Source organism: Janthinobacterium lividum, from assembly GCF_034424625.1.
GTDB classification, from domain to species: Bacteria; Pseudomonadota; Gammaproteobacteria; order Burkholderiales; family Burkholderiaceae_D; genus Janthinobacterium; species Janthinobacterium lividum.
Map to the genome: position 1 here is coordinate 3,818,444 of NZ_CP139976.1, position 21,655 is coordinate 3,840,098.

The window sequence follows — 21,655 nt, forward strand, 5'->3', positions numbered from 1 at the left end:
GCTTATGCGATCAATTCACGCTTACACCGGCTTGCGCCGCCGTCCCTGCCACCATACCAGCAAGGCCAGCAGCACCAGCACGCCGACGATGATGGCCGCGCGGGCTAGGCCGATCAGGTTTGACGGCGCGCCGCCATTGCGCAAGGTCGTCACCTGTTCCGCCGTCACCTTGATGGCGGGATTGCCGTACATCTTCTGCACGTAATTGCCGAGGGTGACGATCTGCTCGTCCGACAGGGTCTGGCGGAAGGCAGGCATCGAATGACCCGCATGGGCACCCCTGCCATCCTGCCGCTCCACGCCATCGAGTATCGCCATCACCAGGTTGTTGCTGTTGCTGCGGCCCGTCACCGAGTTATGGAACAGCGGCGGCAAGCTGCCGTCGAAACTGCCCTCGCCCCTGGCCTGGTGGCAGCTGGCGCACTGCGCATCGTACAGCTGCGCGCCCGACATCTGGTTCAGGTTTTGCGGCAGCGGCACGCCACGGATGGCGTTCAGCTCGTCGCCCGCCTGGCCCCATTGCGTCACCGGTTTCACGTCCGCCTTGTCGCGGATGGCGGGTACGCTCTTGATGTAATGCGCGATGGCGTTCAAGTCCGCGTCGCTCAGATGCTTCAGGCTATGGTCGATGGCTTCGGCCATCGGTCCGGCCGCCTGCGCCTTGTTGGCCGCGCGGCCCGTGCGCAGGTAGCCGGCCAGTTCCTGCTGGCTCCAGCTGCCGACACCGCTGTTGACGTCCGACGTGATGTTCGGCGCATGCCAGGTGCCCAGGTCAGCGCCGCCCAGTTCCTTCGACAGCTGTTCCGCCATCAGCGCATTGCGCGGCGTGTGGCAAGTGCTGCAGTGGGCCAGCCCCTGCGCCAGGTAGGCGCCGCGGTTCCACTCCATGCTTTTCGATGTATCTGCCACAAACGGTTTCTTGTCGAGGAAGAGCAGATTCCAGCCCGCCATCGACAGGCGGATGTTGAACGGGAACGGCAAGTCCGTCTTTTGCGCCGGCGCCGTGTCCACCGCCGCCACGCCATGCATGAAGTAGGCGTACAGGGCGGCCGTGTCGTCATCCGTCACCCTGGCGTAGGCCGTGTAGGGCATGGCCGGGTACAGGAGCGCGCCATCGGCCCGCACGCCATGGCGCACGGCGGCGGAAAACTGCGCCAGCGTGTAGTTGCCGATGCCATGCGTTGTCGACGGTGTGATATTGGTGGCAACGATGGCGCCCAGCGGCGTCGCCAGCGCCAGGCCGCCCGCCATCGGCTTGCCGCCAGGTACGCTGTGGCAGGCGATGCAGTCGCCGGCCGTGGCCAGGTAGCGGCCACGTTCGATCGCCTGCACGTCCGCGCCAGGGGCTTGCGCCGCCAGCACCGGCATGGCCGCGAGGGACAGCAAGGCGGCACCGGCCGCCAGTCGGAAGGCCGCCATCATGCTGTGCCTCCCTGTTGTTCGTCGAGGATATGCTTGACGGTGCGCAGTGCCACGGCCAGGCCGTTTTCCGTCGAATTGCAGGTGCCGGACGTGGGCAGCACGCCGGTGCTGCACAGGAACAGGTTGGCGTGATCGAAGGTGCGGCCCCACTGGTCGCACACGGCCTTGGCAGGGTCGGAACCCATCGACAGGGTACCGCAGATGTGCTGGTTGTTGGCAAACACGCCTTCCTTACTGTGGCGCAGATTGGTGCCGCCCATCAGCTTGGCGATCTGCTCGAAATCCTGCTTAGAGCGCTCGTGGCCCCGCTTGGTGTACTCGTCGATCGCATAGTGCGCCTGCGGCTTGGGAATGCCCATGGCATCCTTTTCGCTGCTGAGGGCGATGCGGTTTTCCGGGTTCGGCAGCACTTCCAGCACGTTTTTCAAACTCATTTCGCGCGCCGAGCGGAAACGCAGCTGCTGTTCGAATGCTTCGCCAAACACGCCCTTGCCGATCAGTTCCTTGGTGGCCCCGTCGACGCGCGAGATGTTCGTGAAATCCAGGCGGTACGGCGAATGCTGGCTGCGGAAATCGCCATCGCGCATGGTGTTGATGGAGTTGGGGCTTTGCGGGCCCCGGCCCAGCCACAGGTCTTCATCGGCGTCGAAGGTGATCGAGGTGCTCGGGTGGTCCATCAGGTTGCGGCCCACCATATCGCTGCTGTTGGCCAGGCCGTTCGGGTACTTGTCCGAGGCGGAAACGAGCAGTAAACGGGGGCTTTCGATGCCGTTGGCCGCCAGGATGAAGGTCTTGGCCGTGACGCGGTGGCTTTTCTTGTCGACGTCGTAGTACAGGGCGGCCGTGATGCGGCCCTGCGCGTCGTGCTCCAGCTTGTACACGTTGGCGTTGCAGACGATCTTCACGCCCGCGTCTTCAGCCTGCTGCGCGGCGATGCCGCCGTGGTATTGCGCGTCGATGGGGCAGATCGGCTGGCAGCTGTTGTTGCCGCAGCAGGCCGGGCGGCCATCGTAGCTGACGCTGTTGCGCGCCACCGTGTTGCCGACCACCTTGAACGACGGGTCGAGGCGTTCGCGGATGCGGCGCATGGCATACGGCTCCGTCACGGGATCCATCGGGAAGGCCTGCTTGCGCGGCGAACCCGTATTGTCCGCACCCGAGACGCCCATGATCTCTTCCGCTTCCTGGTAGAACGGCTCCAGGTCTGCGTAGCTGATGGGCCAGTCGACGCCCACGCCGTACAGGGTATGGATGCGGAAGTCGTTCGGCACATTGCGCCACGCCTGCGCGGCCCAGTGCCACGAGGTGCCGCCGAACTGGCGGATGTATTCGGCCGGGTACGGATACGGGCCGGCCTGCACCAGGTAGCCGTTATCCTTCGGCTGGTAGATCGGGTGCGGCGCCGTGGCCACCGATGGATACGGCGACATCCAGTCGCTGCGGCGCGTCGTATTGCGGAAGCGGGCGACGATTTCGCCGCGCGACACGCGCGGCCCCGCTTCCAGGATCAGCACCGAGGCGCCGGCCAGCGCCAGCTTGCGCGCGGCCAGCGAGCCGATGATGCCGGAGCCGATCACGAGGTAATCGGCGGAGAGTTCTTCAGCCATGATGGCTCCTTAAATTGGTTTTCTGGCCCAGCTGCCATAGGCGCCGTAGGAATACGTGGGAGGCTTGAGCACGTCGGCCACGACGGCCGCATTCAATGCCTGCTCGTAGGCGACGCAGACGGCCGCCTCGCCCGTGCCGACGATACCCAGGTACCAGGCGCTGGCGATCTGGCGCGGCAAGGCCGCCAGCGGCGACTGGGCCGGGTCGAGCCCGTCGAGCGCTTCCTGCAGGCCGGCCGCCTGCAAACCCTGCGCATTGATCAGGGCCAGCAGCGCGCGCACATTCACGGGGAAAGCCGCGTCCTGCGCCACCAGCGCGTCATACAGGCGCCTGGCCAGCACGGGGTCGAGCACCTGGCGCCCCACCAGCATGGCCGACACGCCCAGGAAGGCGCCCTGCTCCGCACTGGCGACCGGTTCGGCCAGCGCCCAGGGGATCAGCGCCGCGGCCGAAGCCGACAGCAAACCGGCCAGCACCATGCGGCGGCCGGGATTCAGGGGGCCGCGGCCCTCCTTATTGTGTGTAGCGTCCAATTGAAGCTCCCGTGAGTTCAGCAACCGTTCAGAAAGAATGCTTGAGACCGACCATCACCACCGTCTGGCCGCCGTTTGACGATGGCGTGCCGTTTTGCGAATCACCGACCGAGGCGACGGCGTTGACGATGCCGCCGTCCTGGCCCAGGGTCTGGCCGCGCGCCAGCTGGCGCGCTTCGATCAGGTAGATCGCCGTGCGCTTGGACAGCGCGTAATTCTGTTCGAACGACAGCTGGCGGTAGCGCGCGCGGTCCGACACGCCGTTGGCGTGGCTGGCGAAGGTGTCGCTGTAGCCGGCGGACAGGAACCACTGCGGCGTCAGCTGGTAGCTGGAGATCAGGCCGGCCGTGTTGAAGATGGCCGTGTCGCGGAAGGCCGAGCGGCTGCCCGCCTGGTACTGCACGTTGCTGGCATTCGCGCCCACCATCCACTTGCCCTTGGTGTAGCGCGCGCTGGCGGCGATGAACGCTATGCTTTCCGCCGAGGCGTAGCCCTGGTTGATGGCGGAGATGCCGAAGCTGCCCGATGCGTTGTCGCTCCAGCCGGCGCCATTCTGTCCATTTTTCAGTTTCAGGTAGCCGAGCGCGAATTCGGCTGGCGACGCGCTGTACTTGACGGCGGCGCTGAAGCTGCTGCCCGCGGCATTGCCGTCGGCCGCCTCGCCAAAGCCGTATTGCGCGCTCGCCTGCAGGCCGCGCCATGCGGGCATGCTGTAGGTGACGGAATTGCTGATGCGCACGGTCGTATCGAGGCCGTCGATATCGCCCGGGTGGGCGCCGGTCGCGCCCGTCAAGACATTGCTCGACGCCAGGGAACCCACCAGCAGGTAGTACGGCGTGTACTGGCGTCCGGCCGTCACGGTGCCGTAGGCTGCCGATTGCAAGCCCACGTAAGCCTGGCGATTGAACAGGGAGCTGGCCGAACTTTGCGCGCCCGTGTCGCTTTCAAAGCCGTTTTCCAGCAGGAACAGCGCCTTCAGGTCGCCGCCCAGGTCTTCCACGCCCTGGAAACCGATTTTGCTGGCAGACAAGCTGCCGCTGCGCATGTAGGTATTCGAATTGCCGCCCTGGTTGCTCGCGTACGCGGTGGCCGCGTCGACCACGCCATAAATAGTGACGTTGCTTTGGGCGCAAACGTTTGCGCCGATGAGCGTGGAGACGGCCAGCGCCGCAGCGCGCATGCATGTAGTGTTCATTTTTTTCCTGACTTTCCTGTTTTATCTGGCGAAATACGGGCGTGGCGCCCGTTACCGCCCCATCCATCGATACGGGCGTCCGCTGTTCTTCTTGATTTGGATCAAGTGCGGCAAATTATACGCTTATTTACTCACATGTAAGTGATTGACTGTAAGGCATAGTCTTATAGCAAAACTTTCTTGTGTCTTATAGCAAAATCGGCAGGAGCACGGCCGCATGCCCCGCAACGTGCGGAAATGCGGGGAACAGATATGGGGAAAGCAGCGGCGGCGCGTGTCGGAAAACACGCGCCCGGTGGATAGTCAGGCGGGCAGAAAAACGGGGAAACCGGGAAGGTCAGCGCAGGATGGCGGGCGCCACCGGCAGGGTTTCGAGGGCAATGAAGGCTTCCAGGGTGCGGCGCATGTCTTCGAACACTTGCTTGCCATAGGCCGCTTCCAGGTGGGCATATTGCAGGTCGATGAGTTTACCCATCTGCATCAGCAAACTGGCGCCCGCTTCCGACAGGTGCACCTTGCGGCGGCGCTGGTCGCCTTCGAACTTGCTGCGCCCGATCAGGCCGATTTCTTCCATCCGCGCCAGGATGCCGCTCATGCTGGGGCTGGAAATCTGGCAGATCTCGCACAGCTCGCGCGGTTCCAGGGTCGGGCTTTCATTCAGCGCGCGCATGATGCGCCACTGCTGCTCCGTCACGCCGAAGTGATTGAGGATGGGGCGGAAATGCTGCAGCAGGCTGTCGCGGGCCTTCAGCAGCAGTTGCGGCATGTTCGGATAACGGATCGGTAGCTGCAAGTGGAACTCCTGGGTGGCCGGCACAATGAGCGTCATTATACGACTCGCCCGGGGACAATAGCGGCAAAATTCCCCCTCCATGCCGCTCCGGATGGCGCACGCCGTTCGCCGCTGGCATGCGGCGCGCCATCCCCTGCCATCGCGTCAGCCCCTGGCTTTTCTCTGCTCCGGGATGAAGTGTTCGCGCACGGCCTTGGCCAGCAAGTCCGGCGGCAGCAAGCCCTGCCCCAGCAGGAAATTATTGAATGCCAGGCGGTCGAATCTGTCCCCCAGCGCCAGCTCCGTTTCCGCGCGCAGCTGCAGGATGCGCGTGTAGCCATAGAAATAGCTGCCCGCCTGGCCCGGCGCATTGAAGGTGTAGCGGTCCAGCTCCTGGCGCGCCATCGGTTTCGACAGCATCACTTCTTCCGTCAGGATACGGCCCGCTTCTTCGCGCGTGACTTGTCCCAGGTTCAGCATCGGGTCGAGCATGGCGCGCGCCGCGCGCAACATGCGGAACTGCAGCGCGATGAACTGGCCTTCGGCCGGTTCGTAGGGAATCATCTCAGCCTCCGCGTACAGCGCCCAGCCTTCCACGTTGACGCTGTTGAACGCGTACAGGCTGCGCGCCTGCGACACGCCCCGCTCCACCATGGCGCTGAACTGCAGCTCGTGGCCAGGGCGGCCTTCGTGCGCGCTCAGGGTCCAGGCGGCGCCGGCGAAATTGAAATCGTCATAGGCTTCGCCCTTGCCGCTGGCAGCCGGATTGCTGACGGGGAGGACGAACTGGCCGTGCTCGCCCATATTGCCGATCAGCGGAGGCGGACGCATATGCGGCGCCGGCTGGGCCGCCGATTCGGCCGCGGATGCCAGGCGCATGGTCATGGCGCGCGCAGGAATATCGACCACGCGCTGCCGGGCGATGCGCTGCTCCAGCTGCGTATTGACGCCCTTGTAGTGCGCCTCGAGCTGCTCATTGGGTATGGAATCGGCCTTCAGCGCGCGCAGCACCTGGCGGTAATCACTGCCGTCGACGCCCTTCAAGGCCAGCTTGGCCGCCACCACGGGCGCCAGCGCCTGCATGGCGGCGCGCGTTTCCAGGTAAGCCACCTGCGCCCGTTCGACCAGCGCGCGCGGTTCGATATCGATGCCCACCTGCTTCAGGCGGAATGCGTACAGCTCGGGCGCCATGCGGAAATCCGTGCGCGACAGGGGCAGCACCACTTGCTTTTCCCACGCCGCGTACTCGTTCAACTGCAGTTCCATGGCCGCCAGCGCTGGCCCGGCGCCAGTGATTTTCATGTCGGCGAACAGCTTGCGGATGCCGGCGATATACGTCGGCACGTTTTCCAGCGACTGCTCCACCTGCAGCCGCACGGGTCCCGCCAGGCCAGGCTGGCCGATTTGCTCCGTGAAGCGCGCCTTGGCCTGCTGCGTGATCGGCGTGCTGCCCGGGAACTGGCCCACATAGCGCTGCAGGCGTTCGAGCGCCTTGGCGCGGCGCGCGGTCGGGCGCTGTTCCTGCAGCAGGCTTTGCATGCTGCCAAAGACCATTTGCGGCACATCGACCCACGGCAATGTGTACTTGGCTTCCAGCTGGGTGTCCGTGATTTCCTGGTCAACAGCGCCGATCAAGATTTCCAGATCCTGGCGGATGCGCTCGTCGCGTTCCAGTTCCAGCTTTTGCTGCAATTGCGCGCGCGCCTTCTGCATGGCCGCCACATGGCGCTCGGTGATGTTCGGTCCCAGGTCGGCGGCCAGGCCGTCGTACTGCGCCAGGCCCGTGTCGGAGGCGTCTTCGGGCGAGAACTGCGCCTGGGCCGCCAGCACGATGGCCGCGTTGCGGTTGCTCGCTTCCACCCAGGCCGATGAAGCGCTGGCAGTTGCAGGGGCGGCGGCCATGGCGGGCATGGCAAACGAGATGGAAAGTGCGGCTACCAGCACGGTCTTGGACAATTGCGGAGTGACGGACATCGGGGGATTCCTTCCTGAGGTGAGCGATGAGCGAAGCGGCGAGTATCGGCCAGCCTCGCATGCCTGTCAATTCAGGCCGTTCAGCGCGGGCAGGTTCCACGGCGTGACGATCTGGATCGCGGACAATGGCGGCGCCTGCGCCAATGCCGGCAGCGCGCCTTGCGCCCGCAGGATTTCCTGGCAGGCGCGGCGCATGTCCTGGCCCAGGTCATGGTGCAGCACGGCCTGGATGGCGCCCGACTTGAGCAGCGCTACGTTGTCCGCGTCCAGGTCATGACCGATGAAGACCTGGCAAGGCCGGTCCGCCTGCGCGAATGCCTGCACGATGGCGGCATTGCCGCCGCCGATGGAATACACGGCGGCGATATCCGGATGATCTGCCAGGGCTTGCCGCACCAGCGCGCCCGTGGCGCCATCGATGCCATGGCCTTCGCTCACTTCGACGATGCTCAAATGGCGGTGCCGTTCGCGCAGCGCGCGGCGAAAGCCGATCTCGCGCTCTTCCTCGCCATGAAAGCGGTTGCTGCTCAGGGTCACCAGCACTTGCTGCTGCCGCTTGCCCGCGCCCAGCCACTGGCCGATCAGGCAGGCGGCCGTTTCGCCCGCCGCGCGGTTATCCATGCCCACATAGCTGCGGCGCGCGGAAGCTGGCAAGTCCGTCACCAGGGTTACCACGGGAATGCCGGCCGCCGCCAGCCGGCTCACCGCCTCGGCCACCGGCGGCAAGTCCGGCGCTTTCAGCAGTACGCCGTGGCTGCCGTTCTTGCGGATGCGTTCCAGCAGTTCGACGATGCTATCCACGTCCAGCGTTTCATGCAGGTGAAAGCGGGAGCGCAGCACGGCCGGATGCAAGGATGGCAGTTCCGTTTCCAGCGCCACGCGCACGGCGTGCGTAAAGCGCTGCGGCGCCACCATCAGCACGTCGAGCATGAATTTTCTGCCGGCCAGCCCCACCTGCGTGCTTTGCCGCGCCAGCTCATCGAGCGCCTGCATCACGCGGCGCACGGTATTGGCGTGCACGCCGCCGCGCTGCTTGATCACGCGGTCGACCGTAGCCACGCTGACGCCGGCCTGCAACGCCACGACCTTGACGGGAAACGGATGCGTCATGCCATGTCCGATCTAATTGATGGTTTTTTGATGGATTTCTTGATGAAAAATGCGGATTTTCATCCCTATACTGATACTACAACATACAACATCAGGAGACACCGCATGCCCACCACAAACGCCGGCGCCGCGCCGCCCAGCCCCTTCTGGCTGTCGCAGCAAGACTGCCGGCTCGATGATTTCATCCGTACCGTCAGCCAACGCACGGCGCTGGCCGACTATCCCCACGCCGCGTCGGTCGACGCAAATATCCTCGTCTACGACTGCAACGCCGTGCGTGCGCTGGCCGCCAATGCGGCGTCGCTGCGCGCGCTGCAGGCAGAATGGGGCAAGGCGCTGATGGATGGTCCCGGCGTCATCGTGCTCCAGCGCGCCGTCGACGACACGGCGACTCTGGAACAGGTCAGCGGCGTGTTTCGCGCGCTGATCGCCGAACAGCATGCCAGCGGCCAGGCGGGCGGCGACCACTTCGCCAAACCGGGCGCGAATGACCGCATCTGGAACGCCCAGCAAAAACTGTGTCTGCGCGCGCCCGAGGCGTTCGCGCGCTACTACGCCAATCCCGTCTTCGCCTGGATATCCGAGGCCTGGTTGGGGCCTGCCTACCAGGTGACGGCGCAAGTGAACGTCGTCAATCCCGGCGGAGCGGCCCAGGCGCCGCACCGCGACTACCACCTGGGCTTCCAGAGCGCGGCCAGCTGCGCCGCCTATCCCGCGCCCGTGCACCAGATGTCGGCCCTCTTGACCTTGCAGGGCGCCGTTGCCCACTGCGACATGCCGCTCGAATCGGGGCCCACCCTGTACCTGCCCTATTCGCAGCGCTACCCGGCCGGCTTTCTCGCCTGGCAGCAGCAGCCTTTCCGCGACTATTTTGCGCAGCATTGCGTGCAGCTGCCGCTATCCCAAGGCGACGCCGTCTTCTTCAACCCGGCCCTGTTCCATGCGGCAGGCCACAACCGCTCGTCCGATATCCGGCGCATGGCCAACCTGCTGCAGGTATCGTCGCCATTCGGGCGCGCCATGGAAGCGCTGGACCGCCGCGCCATGAGCGCAGCGCTATATCCGGCGCTGCAGGCGCTGCGCGCGCAGGGCGACTTGGATGAGCTTGGCGCCAGCCACGCGATCGCCGCCTGCGCCGAGGGCTATGCCTTCCCTAGCAACCTGGACCGCGACCAGCCCATCGGCGGCATGACGCCGCCCACGCAGCAGCAGCTCATGCACGAAGCGCTGGAACAACACTGGCCCGCTGCCCGCTTCCTCGATGCCCTGGACAGCCATGCCTGGCGCCAGCAAGCCTGATCCCATCCCCCGTCACTTCCGGAGCAAGCTCATATGCAAGACCTCAACATCGGCCTGATCGGCGCCGGCTACATGGGCAAGGCCCACACCATCGCCTATAAAGCCGTGCGCAGCATTTTTCACACATCACTGAACCCCGTGTGCGCCTGCATCAGCACCAGCAGCGAAGCAGGCGCTGCCCGCAGCGCGCAGGAACTGGGCTGGCAGCGTTCCACGGGCGACTGGCGCACGCTGGTGGCCGATCCCGCCATCGGCGCCATCGTCGTCGCCACGCCGCCGGCCACGCACAAGGAGATCGTGCTGGCGGCGCTGGCCCTGGGCAAATCCGTATTTTGCGAAAAGCCGCTGGGCATGACGGCCGCCGAATCCCTGTTACTGGCGCAGGCGGCGGAAGCAGCGGGCGTGGCCAACATGGTCGGCTATAACTACATCCGCACACCGGCCAGCCAGCTGGCGCGGCAGATCATCGAGTCGGGCGAAATCGGCGAGATCATCCACGTCGCCGCCGAACACGTGGAAGACTACCTGCATGATCCGCGCGCCCCCGCCTCGTGGCGCACGCGCGAAGCTACGGCGACCAGGGCCGGCGCGCTGGCCGACGTGGGCTCGCACCTGCTCAACCTGGCCCTGCGCCTGGGCGGCCCCGTCGACTCGCTGGTGGCGGACATGAACACCGTGCACGCGCAACGGCAAGGGCCCGATGGCATGGAGGCGGTGGAAAATGACGACCAGGGGAATGTGATGCTGCGCTTTGCCAGCGGCGCGCTGGGCGCCCTGACCTTCAGCCGCGTGGCGGCCGGGCGCAAGATGGGTTACACCTATCGCATCACGGGGACGAAAGGCGCGATCGCCTTCGACCAGGAAAACCAGAATGAACTATGGCTGTACGACGCCAGCCGCCCCGCGCAGCGCCAGGGTTTCCAGCGCCTGCTGATGGGACCGGCCCACCCCGACTACCTGGCATTCAGCCAGGGCGCCGGGCACGGCACCGGTTACAACGAGCAGATCGTCATCGAAGCGCGCGATTTTCTGCAGGCGATCGCCAGCGGCCAGCCGGTCTGGCCCACCTTCCGCGACGGCTACGAGGTAGACCGGCTGATCGACGCGGCGCTGCGCTCCGTGCAAGAGCGCAGCTGGATTACCCTGCGCTGAACACCTATCAAAACCTACTGCGCGTCGTGATTTACGGCCTCCGATGCTCACTGTACCTTCGTACAGTTGCGCTTCTCGACCGCAACTCCCTTCCGCTCGCTACGGTTTTGTTAGGCGTTGTTAGTAAGCCAGCCCGTAGCCGAACTTGTACAGCGGATGGGCCGTGTCATACGGCATATCCGATTTCTGCACCTGCACTTCGGCCATCGACGATGGCAGTTCGAACGGCAGCTTGCCTTGCGGCTTGGCCTTGCCCGTCAGGACGTCGAACAGCGCGCCGTCGCTCACGCCAAAGTTGGCGAGGATGGCGCTGGCCTTGTCCTGCACGTTGCCGAGGATGGCCGGGCGGTCCAGATACACGGTGACCACCGTCTTCGGCGCGTACTTCGCCGCGTTCTTGATCGCCTCGTAGTCGGCATCGCCATCGGCGTAGTTCAGGCGCCCCTCGTGCTGCATGCTGCCGAAGATGTAGTTCGGGTGCAGTATCTCGAATGGCGCGGCCACGCGCAGCAGGGCCACGTCCGCTTCCTGGGGCGTGGCGACCACCGTGTAGCCATACTGCTTCGCCACGGCCGCATCGATGCCGTACAGGTAGACCTTCTTGACGGTGGCCGCCAGCGGCAAGACCTTGTCCTTGTTTTCCAGCAGGACCAGCGAGCGGCGCTGGGCATCCAGGCCCGCCTCGATGAAGTCCGCCTTGCCCACGGTGGTGGCCGCCGCAGCCGCATCGACGAACGGATGCTCGAACAGGCCCTGTTTGAATTTCTGCACCAGGATGCGGCGCGCCGAGGCGTTGATGCGCGCTTCCGTCAACTGGCCCCGCTGCACGGCTTGCGTCAGGTACGGCGCTTCCGTCACGCCGCCAAACTGGTCCATCCCCGCCGTCACAGCCTTGACATAGCGCTCGGCCTTGGTGGCGTCCTCCATGCCCCACGGCGTGCCGAAGCCGATGAAGGACGGCGCCACGCCAGGCGCCGTGCCGTTGCGGCAATTGGCGTCGCAGTCGGACGTGATGCCCCAGTCGGACAGGATCACGCCTTCAAAACCGTATTTGCCGCGCAGCAGATCCGTCAGCATGGTCTTGCTGAAACCGGCCGCCACCTGTTCCAGGGTGATGCCGTCGATGGTGATGTTCCCATCAGGCAGAGCGTAGGTCGGCATGACGGAGGCCGCCTTGGCCGTGAAGGCGCCCTCGAACGGTTTCACGTGGTAGGCGAAGTTGTTGCCCGGGTAGGTCATGTAGCGGCCATAGTAATTGTGGCCGTCGAAGCCCTCTTTCGTGGCGCCGTAGCCGACCCAGTGCTTGACGACGGCCACCACACTGCCATCGTGCAAGCCCGTGTTCCCATCCTGGAAGCCTTCGATATAGTGCTGCACCATGCGCTTGGCCAGGTCCGCGTCTTCGCCAAAGGTGCCGTTGATGCGCGACCAGCGCGGCTCGGTGGCCAGGTCGGCCTGCGGCGACAGCGCCTGCGTGATGCCGACGGCCAGGTATTCCTGGCGCGCGATATCGCCGAAACGGCGCACCAGCGCATCGTCGCCGATGGCGGCCAGGCCCAGGGTTTCCGGCCACTGCGAGAACCCCTTGGTGCCGGAGCTGGCGCCCACCGTGTACTGGAAATGGTGGCGCGGATCCGTGCTGATGGAGACGGGAATGCCGTGGCGCGACGTTTCGCTCAGGGCCTGCACCTTGTTGTACTGGGTCGCCATGTTGGCCGCGTCGCCCGCCATGCGCGTGATGAAGGTGTTGACGTACTGCTGGACGATCAGGTCCTGCAGGGCCGTCAAGTCGTACGCGCCGCCCTGGCCGATGCCGGTGGGGTCGGCCACGGTGGGCGCCGTGCCGTGCATCATCAGGCCCGCTTTTTCATCAAGGCTCATGCGAGACAGCAGGTCGTCGGCGCGCGCCTCGGCCGACAGGCGCCAGTCTTCGTACGGGTCGATCTTGCCGTTGCGGTTCATGTCCTTGAAGGCATAGCCGTCGACCTTGAGCTGGGCGTAGGTGGTGGCGCCGAACACGGGCTGCTTGTATTCCTCGCTGACGGTGTCGTTGCCGCAGGCGGCCAGGGCAAGCGTGGCGACGCAGCCGGCGACCATGCGGGCCATCGGTTTCAAAGTGCAATTCATCATTATCTCCAAGACTGTTTTTGTAGGTATCAAGGCGCGGCAGCAAGGCCGGCCGAAAACAATATAACGTGAGAATGCGTGAGTTTCTTGACCGCGCAGCACGCGTTTTATACCCGCGAGAACAATTTTTGGTTAGACGGCACGACAACCAACAATCTCCTACAAAGTGCTAATATTTGTGAAAAATTACTACAACAAGCAGGAGACACCCTTGCACAAACCCGATACGCGCACGGTTTCGAACCGGATCGCGCAGCAATGCGCGCGCGCCATGCAGGCCGATGGACACGATCCCGCCGACTTTTTTCAGCAAACGGGCATCACGCCGGCGCAGCTTACGGAACCTGGCGGGCGCATCAACGCCGAGCGGCACCGCCGCATGACGGCCTACGCCCAGCAACTGCCGCAGCACCGGGCGCTTCTCGACCTCGACGTGACGCACTGGTTCGCGCATTACTCCGGCATCGCCCACGTCTGCTTCAACCGCCCCACCCTGCGCAGCGCGCTGCACGAGCTGCTGCACTTGCGGGGCCTGATCGGCGAATTCGACTTCATGCTGATGAGCGAGAATGGCACGCGCATCGAGATCGAATACCTGTCCGAGTTCTGCCCGGCAGGCGGCGCCATGCAGGCGCTGGCCAATTTCCGCATGCTGTCGCTGGTGGCGCGCGCCTACGACGATGGCGCGCCCACCGCCTTCCATGCCGGCTTCCAGGGCAAGGCGCCGTGGTTCGCGCCGGCCATTTCCGAGTGTTTTGGCGCCGCCGCCACCTTCGGCCAGGCACGCAACACGCTGACGTTTGACGCGCCGCTGCTGGACCGGCCTTTCGCCCAGTTCAACGCCATGCTGGCGCCGCACGCGCTGCGGCACGCGCAGGGGCAATTGCAGCAGTTGCAGGGGGCGCAGCTGTTTTCTGCCCGCGTGGAGCAAGCCATCATCGATTTGCTGGGCCGGCAAGGCGCAGGCGATGCCGACGGCGCCTCGCTGCTGCCGGCCCTGTGCGACGGCCTGGCGATGAACCGCTGGACCTTGCAGCGCCAGCTGCAGCAGGAGCAGACGTCGTTCCGCGCGCTGGAACTGCGCGCCAAGAGCCGCGAATCGCGCCGACTGCTGCGCGAAACGAGCCTGAGCGTGGTGGAAATCGGCGAGCGCCTGGGCTTTTCCTCGCAAAGCGCGTTCACCCGCTTCTTCAAGAACCAGTTCGAATTGCCGCCGGCGCGCTACCGGCAGGATGCCGCCGGAGCCTAGAGAAAGAGACAAGTGGCAAGCAACAAGAAATAAGAAACAAGAAACAAGCAAACCTGCAAACCACGAAGCGGCCCAGTCAGGGAGACAGGCTCCCCGGGCCAAGCGGGCCTGAAAAATGTCGAGGGCAAGGCGCAGCGACGCAGACAGTACGCACGTACGGCAAGGAAGCTGCAACGCCGCCATCGGCATTTTCTCAGGCCCGCGTCTCCGGCCCGCTGTTTCAAGCTTTACACCATTAGGGCTGCGCCACCACCTTTACCTGCGGCCGTATCCGGAACCAGATCGCATACATGGCGGGCAGGAACACCAGGGTCAATACCGTGCCGGCAAACGTACCGCCGATCAGGGTGTAGGCCAAGGTACCCCAGAAAACCGAATGGGTCAGCGGGATAAACGCCAGGATGGCCGCCAGTGCCGTGAGGATCACGGGACGCGCGCGCTGCACGGTCGCTTCAACCACGGCATCGAACGGCGCCAGGCCGGCCACTTCGTTCTGGTGGATCTGGCCGATCAGGATCAGGGTATTGCGCATCAAAATGCCCGACAGCGCGATCAGGCCGACCAGCGCATTGATGCCGAACGGCTGCTGGAACAGCAGCAAGGTGGGCACCACGCCGATCAGGCCCAGGGGACTGGTGAGGAGCACCATGACCATCGCCGAGATCGAACGCACCTGCAGGATAATCATCAGCAGGGTCAGCGCCAGCATGATGGGAAACAGCGGCAGCATGGCTTGCATTGCCTTGGCCGATTCCTCGATGGAGCCAGCCTGCTCGATGCGGTAGCCGGCTGGCAGCTTGTCGATGACGGCTTGCAGCCGGGTCGAAATGGCGCCCGAAACGTCCGGCGGCTGCAGGCCGTCGGCGATGTCGCCGCGCACGGTGATGGTCGGCTGGCGGTCGCGCCGGCGCATCACGGGTTCTTCCGAGCGCACCTCCACCGTCCCCACCTGCGACAGCGCGATGCGTTCGCCATTCGCGCCGGCCAGGGTCAGGTCGGCGATGCGCGCCGGGTCCAGCCGCACGTCGCCCGCCGCGCGCGCCACCACCTGCACCGTGCGGATATCTTCGCGCACGGCGGTGACGGGCATGCCGCTGAGCAAGAACTGCAGTTGCTGCGCCACGGCGCCGGACGTCAGGCCCATCGCCTGCAAGCGCTCCTGCTGCAGGCTGAAATACAGGGTCGGCGTGCGCGTGCCCCAGTCGGTATTGACGGTGCGCATCATGGGACTGGCCTGCATCACGCGCTGCACCTCGCCGGCAATGCCGCGCAACACCGCGGGATCGGGGCCACTGACCCGGTAGGCGACGGGAAATGGCGAATACGGGCCGAACACCAGTTGCGTGACGCGTACCCTGGCCTCGGGCGCCAGCCCGGCGGCCACGGCCACGCGCAGGCGCTGCTTCAGGGCGTCGCGCGCCTGCTGGCTGTCGGTGCGCACGACGATCTTGGCAAACGACGGGTCGGGCAATTCCGGGCCCATCGCCAGGTAAAAGCGCGGCGCGCCCTGGCCGACATAGGCCGTGACGATCTTCGCCTCGGGCTGGCCCGCCAGCCACGCTTCGACCCTGGCCGCCGCGCCGCTGGTCTGCCCGATTGCGCTGCCGTACGGCAGTTGTACTTCGATCAGTACTTCAGGACGGTCCGAGATCGGAAAAAACTGCTTCTTGACGATGGCCATGCCCAGCACGACCAGCACGAACAGCCCGATCACTGTGCCGAACACCAGCCATTTGCGGGCGATCACGCGCCCCAGCAGCCGGCGAAAACGGTGGTAGCGCGGCGTGTCATACAGGCCTTCGTGGCCGCCGGCGACCTGTTTGAGCTCGGGCAGCAGCTTCACGCCCAGGTAGGGAGTGAACACCACCGCCACCACCCACGAGGCGATCAGGGCGATGCCGACGATCCAGAACATATTGCTGGTGTATTCACCGGCGCTGGAGCGGGCAAAGCCGTTGGGCATGAAGCCCACGGCCGTGACCAGGGTACCCGCCAGCATGGGCGCGGCCGTGTGGCTCCAGGCGTAGGCGGAGGCGGCGATGCGGCTGTAGCCCTCTTCCATTTTCACGACCATCATTTCGATGGCGATGATGGCGTCGTCCACCAGCAGGCCGAGGCCCAGGATCAGGGAACCGAGGGTGATGCGGTCAAAGTTCTTGCCGGTCGCCGCCATCACGATGAATACCACCGCCAGGGTCAGCGGCACGGCGGCGGCCACCACGATGCCGACCCGCCAGCCCATGCTGATAAAGCACACCAGCATCACCACCAGCAGCGCGGCGAGGAACTTGAGCATGAATTCGTCGACCGCCGCGCCGATATTGACGGCCTGGTCGGTGACCTTGGCCAGGCTCATGCCCAGCGGCATGGCGGCGCCGATGGCCGTCACTTCTCCTTCCAGCGCCTTGCCCAGGTCCAGCCCATTCCAGCCATCGCGCATGACCACGCCCAGCAGCAGCGCCGGCTCGCCGCCATTGCGCACCATGAAGCTGGCCGGATCTTCCTGGCCACGGCGCACGGTGGCGATATCGGACAGGGTCAAGGTGCGCCCCTGCGCCACCACGGGCGTATCGCGGATCTTTTGCAGCGCATCGAGCGCGCCCTCGAGGCGGATGAATACCTGCGGCCCGCGCGTTTCCACCGAGCCGGCCGGGCTCAAGGCATTCTGGCCGTTCAGCGCGGCGAACACGTCTTGCGCCCGCACGCCCAGGGTGGCCAGGCGCTCCTGGGAAAACTCCACGTAGATGCGTTCGGCCTGTTCGCCGATGATATTGACCTTTTTGACGCCAGGCACATGCAGCAGCCGCTGGCGCAAGGTTTCCGCCTCGCGCACCAGCAGGCGCTGCGGCTCGCCTTTGGCTTTCAGTGCATACAGGGCAAAGGTGACGTCGGCGTATTCGTCATTGATCATGGGACCGATCACGCCGGCCGGCAAATTGGCCGCCTCGTCGCCGGCCTTCTTGCGCGCCTGGTAAAACTCGGCCTGCACCTGCTCTGGCGGCGTGCCGTCGAGCAGGGTCAGTGTCGTGAAGGCCAGGCCTGGCGTGGTGTAGGTCTCGGCCCGGTCATACCAGCGCAGCTCCTGCAGGCGCTTTTCGATCTTGTCGGCCACCTGGTCCTGCATTTCGCGCGCGCTGGCGCCTGGCCAGGCGGTGACGATGGTCATCACCTTGACCGTGAAGGCCGGGTCTTCCGCGCGCCCCAGCTTGAAGAACGACAGCAGGCCGGCCAGCGAAATGAGGCAAATCAGGAACAGGGTGACGGAACGCTCGCGCACGGCCAGCGACGACAGGTTGAAGCCGGCCGCGCTCATGGACGCGCTCCGGCGCCAGCGGCCATTGGCGCCTGCTCGACCCTGACCGGTTCGCCCTGATGCAGCAGATGGGCGCCCAGCGCGACGATGCGCTCGCCCGCCTTCAGGCCACTGACGTCGGCGCCGTCATCGTGCAGCCCCTGCACCTTCACGGGCCGCCAGGTGACTTGGGCCGGCACACCGCCGATGACCCACACGCCCTGCCCCTTGCCCCCATCGTACAGGGCCGCCAGCGGCACTTGCACGGTGCCGCCGGCCGTTTGCGCACCGGGCAGGCGCAAGGTGACGGTGGCACCCAGCGGCGCGCTTGACAGCGCCGCGTCGAGCACATAGCGCGCCTCGAAGGTCCGCGTTTGCCGGTCCGCCGTCTGCGACAGCTGGCGCAAGGTGGCCGGCACGCTGGCGCCCGGCCGGCCGAACAAGGTAGCCTGGCCGGTGGAGCCGAGCGCGGGGCGCACGGTTTCCGGCAGCTGGATCGCCGCTTCGCGCCGGCCGTCATGGGCCAGGCGCACCACCACCTGCCCGGCCGCCACCACCTGGCCCGGTTCGGCCAGGGTATCCATCACGACGCCGTCGGCGTCGGCCAGCAGCACCGCATAATGCAGCGCATTGCGCGCCACCCCGGCCTGGGCTTCGGACGCCTTGAGCTGGGCGCCGGCCGCGTCAGCCGCCGCCCTCACCTGGTCGTAGTTTGATGCCGAAATGGCGCCGGTACCGCGCAAGTCGCGATAGCGCGCTTCTTCGTCCGCCGCCTGGCGCGCGCGGGCGCGGTCGGCCATGACGGACTCCTGCCGCGCCTGCGCCAGCAGCTGCAAGTCGTCAGCGTCGAGGCGCATCAACGGCTGGCCGCGGCGCACGGACTGGCCGGCGTCGACCAGCCGTTCGCGCACCTTGCCGGAAACGCGAAAACCGAGATCGCTCTGCACGCGCGGCGCGACCACGCCCGTAAAGCTGCGCGCGCCCGGTTCGGCGCCCTGCACCGCGACAGCGCGCACCAGCGGCGTGGCGGTGCGCGGATCGGCCTGCGCCTTGTCGGCACAGGCGCTCAAAGCCAGGGGCAAGGTGGAGATGACTACAGATGAAGCGAGGCGGCGCCAGCGCATAAGAATCCCATGAACGAGTGATCAGGGTTCTCATTCTGGTACCAGTGACCAAATAAGTCAATGGTCACAATCTGACTGAGAGGTTATGGCGATAGGCTGCGCAACACCAGGCTGGACAGTTGCACCACCGCCGTTTCGCTGCTGTCTACGCTGTGTTGCAACAGCAAGGGATTGACGTAGGGGCGCATCACCAGATAGATCGCGCTGGCCGTCTCGTCGAGCGGCGTCTTGCGTTCGAAGTCGCCTGTCTGGCGCCCTTGCTGCAAGATATCCTGCAGCAAGGCGCCCATCGCCAGCTCGTAGGCCTGCACGGCTGGCCAGCGCTCGGTGGCGGCCGAGGCGGCGATATCGTACAGCTTGCGGTCCTGGAAAAACAGCCGCAAGCTGGCCTCTACGCTGGCCCTGAACATGCGCCGCAGCTGCTCTGGCGGCCGCTCGGCCGCCGCGACCGCGCTTCTTACCTCGGTTTCGATCTGGCGCAGGCAGCTGGCGCAGATATGCTCGCCGATGGCCTGCTTGGATTCGAAAAACTTATAGATATAGGCCTTGGAAAAGCCGATCGCCCTGGCCAGGTCGGAGACAGTCGTCTTTTCATAGCCGTAGCGGCTGAAGTAGTCAGTGGCAGCGGCAACGATCTGGTCGCGCACATCGTGGCCGGCGGGGCCGCGCGCAGGGCTTGGTGTATCGGGTGTAGTGGAATTCATGGCGACAGCTTAACGCGCCGCGCCGGAATGCACAATAAGTGACCAATGTGTATTATAGTCACACATTATTCTCTTTTGAACTGGAAGACCCCATGTCACTGCCGCGCCTGCGCCTGCGCCTCCCCTTTCTGCTGTTCGCCGCCAGCCTGGCCGCTGGCTGCACCGCCGGTGCCGATTACCGCCGGCCCGAGCTACCGCATGCGGCGCAGTATCCGCACCGGGCGGCGCTCGGCGCGCGCGCGGGTGCCAACACTGCCGACGCCGCCGAATTGCGGCAGTGGTGGACGGCCTTCGGCGATCCGCGCCTGACCCATCTGGTGACGGTGGCGCTGGCACAAAACCTCGACCTGGCGCAAGCGCAGGCCAGGGTCAGGCAAGCGCGCGCCGCCACCGGTGCGGCCGACGCAGCGCTGCTGCCGTCGGCCAGCCTTGGCGGCCAGGCGGCGCGCGCCTACCAATCGGTGCAGACGCCGCTGGGCCAGGTCCTGGACGCGACGCCAGGCCATGATCGCGCCGGCAGCGCGCGCGAATTGAACCTGCAGGCGTCGTGGGAGCTCGACCTGTTCGGCGGCCTGCGCCGCGAACGCGAAGCGGCGCGTGCCGATTACGAAGCCAGCGAGGCGGGATGGGCTGCCACACGGCTGGCCGTGGCGGCGCAAACGGCCGACCTGTACCTGTCCATCCAGGGATTGCAGGCGCGGCTCGACCTGGCGCGCCGGCAGGTCGACACGGAGGCGGCGCTGCTGGAGCTCGCCACGCTGCTATATGACAAGGGATTGCTGAACGAGCCGGCGCTGCGGCAGGCCGAAGCGTCGCTGGCGCAAGCGCGCGCCGTCGTGCCCGGCCTGGACACGGCGCGCGAGGTGGCGCTGCATGCGCTCGATGTGATGCTGGGCGCCGCACCCGGCACCTACGGCGATGAAATGGCCGCGGCAGGGGTAATGGCCCGCGCGCCGCGCATCACGGCCGATGGTGCGCCGGGCGAACTGCTGCGGCGCCGGCCCGACCTGATCGCCGCCGAACGGCGACTGGCCGCGGCCAGCGCACGTACCGGCGCGGCCGTCGCCGAGTATTACCCGAAACTGAGCCTGGGTGCCCTGTTTGGCAGCGCCACGTCCGGCGGCGCCCTGTTCGGCAGCGGCTCCGGCCAGGCCGCTGGCATGCTGGGCCTGCGCTGGCGCCTGTTCGATTTCGGCCGCATCGATGCGCAGATCGAGGCTTCCCGTGGCCGGGAAGCCGAGCTGCTGGCGGCCTACCGGCTCGCTGCGCTGCATGCCGCCGAAGACGTGGAAAACGCCTGCTCGGCCCTGCTGCGCCACGAAGAACAGGCCGCACTGCTGGCGCAAAGCGTGCAAGCGTTTGAGCGCGCCCGCGCCGCCGCGCTGGCTGCCTACGAAAAAGGCGTGGTCAGCCGGCTCGATGTGTTGCAAGCCGACACCAGGCTGCTGCGCGCAGCGGACGCGCGCGCGCAGGCGCAAACGGCATCGGCGCGCGCTGCTGTCGCCACTTACCGGGCGCTGGGCGGCGGCTGGCAGGCACCACAGGCCGAAACAGAAGCGATGGCAGCCAGGTAACTCATCGAGCTGGCTTAATCGTCGGCTGGCAACTGCTTCGCTGCCTTGGCATCAAACGCCAGCCGCGCCGCATCGATGGCGTCGCGGTGGCCATGGGCCCAGGCGCCCAGTGCGCTGATGGGGATCAGCAGCGAGCGGCCCAGGTCCGTCAAGGCGTAGTCGACGCGCGGCGGCACGGTGGGGAACACGGTGCGCGTCACCAGGACGTCGCGCTCGAGCCCGCGCAGGGTCAGGGTCAGCATGCGCTGGGAGATGCCGCCGATCAGGCGGCGCATCTCGTTGAAGCGCTTGGTGCCATTGCCGAGCAATATCACCACCATCACGCTCCATTTGTCGCCCACGCGCGTGAGGATGTCCGTGATCGGGCGGCAGGAAGCAGCCACGCCCGCATGGCCGCCTTCGTCGCGCATGCGCCGTTCCAGCTCCGCCCCTTGCGCGGCGGCGTCGCCAATAGTCACATCCGTGTGCCCCAGTGTGGAAAAAGTGCCTTCTTGTGCGTTCATTTGATAGTCACTATATT

16 protein-coding genes are annotated in these 21,655 nt (G+C 65.9%); 4 read left to right on the top strand and 12 right to left on the bottom strand.

What is annotated here, in order from left to right:
* Window positions 1-21: 21 nt before the first annotated feature.
* The 7 genes from U0004_RS17325 to U0004_RS17355 all read right to left on the bottom strand — a co-directional run bounded on the left by U0004_RS17325 (window position 22) and on the right by U0004_RS17355 (window position 8,614).
* A complete protein-coding gene (locus U0004_RS17325) occupies window positions 22-1,422 on the bottom strand; it encodes a cytochrome c (RefSeq protein ID WP_070256978.1) in 1,401 nt (466 codons plus the stop codon).
* Entirely contained in the window at window positions 1,419-3,029 is a 1,611-nt protein-coding gene (locus U0004_RS17330) for a GMC family oxidoreductase (RefSeq protein ID WP_070256976.1), read from the bottom strand. The genes U0004_RS17325 and U0004_RS17330 overlap by 4 nt, the downstream gene beginning before the upstream one ends.
* A gap of 9 nt (window positions 3,030-3,038) precedes the next feature.
* The gene (locus U0004_RS17335) at window positions 3,039-3,563 is read right to left on the bottom strand and encodes a sorbitol dehydrogenase family protein (protein WP_231958148.1); all 525 of its coding nucleotides are present in this window, start codon (window positions 3,561-3,563) and stop codon (window positions 3,039-3,041) included.
* Window positions 3,564-3,591: 28 nt separating this feature from the next.
* On the bottom strand, window positions 3,592-4,758 hold the full coding sequence (locus U0004_RS17340; RefSeq protein ID WP_327076241.1) for a porin: 1,167 nt from the start codon (window positions 4,756-4,758) through the stop codon (window positions 3,592-3,594).
* 337 nt (window positions 4,759-5,095) lie between these two features.
* Entirely contained in the window at window positions 5,096-5,587 is a 492-nt protein-coding gene (gene hpaR, locus U0004_RS17345) for a homoprotocatechuate degradation operon regulator HpaR (protein ID WP_231958146.1), read from the bottom strand.
* A 108-nt stretch (window positions 5,588-5,695) separates the two neighbouring features.
* Entirely contained in the window at window positions 5,696-7,504 is a 1,809-nt protein-coding gene (locus U0004_RS17350) for a DUF885 domain-containing protein (protein ID WP_070256971.1), read from the bottom strand.
* A 66-nt stretch (window positions 7,505-7,570) separates the two neighbouring features.
* A complete protein-coding gene (locus U0004_RS17355) occupies window positions 7,571-8,614 on the bottom strand; it encodes a LacI family DNA-binding transcriptional regulator (RefSeq protein ID WP_070256969.1) in 1,044 nt (347 codons plus the stop codon).
* A gap of 105 nt (window positions 8,615-8,719) precedes the next feature.
* Here U0004_RS17355 and U0004_RS17360 point away from each other — a divergent pair, with 105 nt between their 5' ends.
* Window positions 8,720-9,913 carry a phytanoyl-CoA dioxygenase family protein gene (locus U0004_RS17360; protein ID WP_070256967.1) on the top strand — a complete coding sequence of 398 codons (1,194 nt, stop codon included), beginning with the start codon at window positions 8,720-8,722 and terminating at the stop codon, window positions 9,911-9,913.
* 33 nt (window positions 9,914-9,946) lie between these two features.
* Window positions 9,947-11,065: a Gfo/Idh/MocA family protein gene (locus U0004_RS17365; protein WP_070256964.1), complete on the top strand. Its 1,119-nt coding sequence runs from the start codon at window positions 9,947-9,949 to the stop codon at window positions 11,063-11,065.
* Between the two features lie 120 nt (window positions 11,066-11,185).
* Here U0004_RS17365 and U0004_RS17370 read toward each other — a convergent pair whose 3' ends face one another.
* Window positions 11,186-13,192 (bottom strand): glycoside hydrolase family 3 protein, encoded by a 2,007-nt coding sequence (locus U0004_RS17370; RefSeq protein WP_254676113.1) that lies wholly within the window; start codon window positions 13,190-13,192, stop codon window positions 11,186-11,188.
* A 211-nt stretch (window positions 13,193-13,403) separates the two neighbouring features.
* On the opposite strand from U0004_RS17370, the gene U0004_RS17375 reads away from it, so the two are divergent.
* A complete protein-coding gene (locus tag U0004_RS17375) occupies window positions 13,404-14,441 on the top strand; it encodes a helix-turn-helix transcriptional regulator (protein ID WP_070256960.1) in 1,038 nt (345 codons plus the stop codon).
* Window positions 14,442-14,676: 235 nt separating this feature from the next.
* Here U0004_RS17375 and U0004_RS17380 read toward each other — a convergent pair whose 3' ends face one another.
* From U0004_RS17380 to U0004_RS17390, 3 genes are all read right to left on the bottom strand, one after another.
* Window positions 14,677-17,754: an efflux RND transporter permease subunit gene (locus tag U0004_RS17380; RefSeq protein WP_070256958.1), complete on the bottom strand. Its 3,078-nt coding sequence runs from the start codon at window positions 17,752-17,754 to the stop codon at window positions 14,677-14,679.
* The gene (locus tag U0004_RS17385; protein ID WP_070256956.1) at window positions 17,751-18,857 is read right to left on the bottom strand and encodes an efflux RND transporter periplasmic adaptor subunit; all 1,107 of its coding nucleotides are present in this window, start codon (window positions 18,855-18,857) and stop codon (window positions 17,751-17,753) included. The genes U0004_RS17380 and U0004_RS17385 overlap by 4 nt, the downstream gene beginning before the upstream one ends.
* A gap of 83 nt (window positions 18,858-18,940) precedes the next feature.
* Window positions 18,941-19,561, bottom strand: a complete 621-nt coding sequence (locus tag U0004_RS17390; protein ID WP_070256955.1) for a TetR/AcrR family transcriptional regulator — start codon at window positions 19,559-19,561, stop codon at window positions 18,941-18,943.
* A 92-nt stretch (window positions 19,562-19,653) separates the two neighbouring features.
* Between U0004_RS17390 and U0004_RS17395 the strand changes: the two genes are divergently transcribed.
* Window positions 19,654-21,135: an efflux transporter outer membrane subunit gene (locus tag U0004_RS17395; RefSeq protein WP_070256954.1), complete on the top strand. Its 1,482-nt coding sequence runs from the start codon at window positions 19,654-19,656 to the stop codon at window positions 21,133-21,135.
* 14 nt (window positions 21,136-21,149) lie between these two features.
* Here the strand turns inward: U0004_RS17395 and U0004_RS17400 are convergent, their stop codons facing one another.
* Window positions 21,150-21,545: a winged helix-turn-helix transcriptional regulator gene (locus tag U0004_RS17400; protein WP_070257091.1), complete on the bottom strand. Its 396-nt coding sequence runs from the start codon at window positions 21,543-21,545 to the stop codon at window positions 21,150-21,152.
* Window positions 21,546-21,655: the final 110 nt, after the last annotated feature.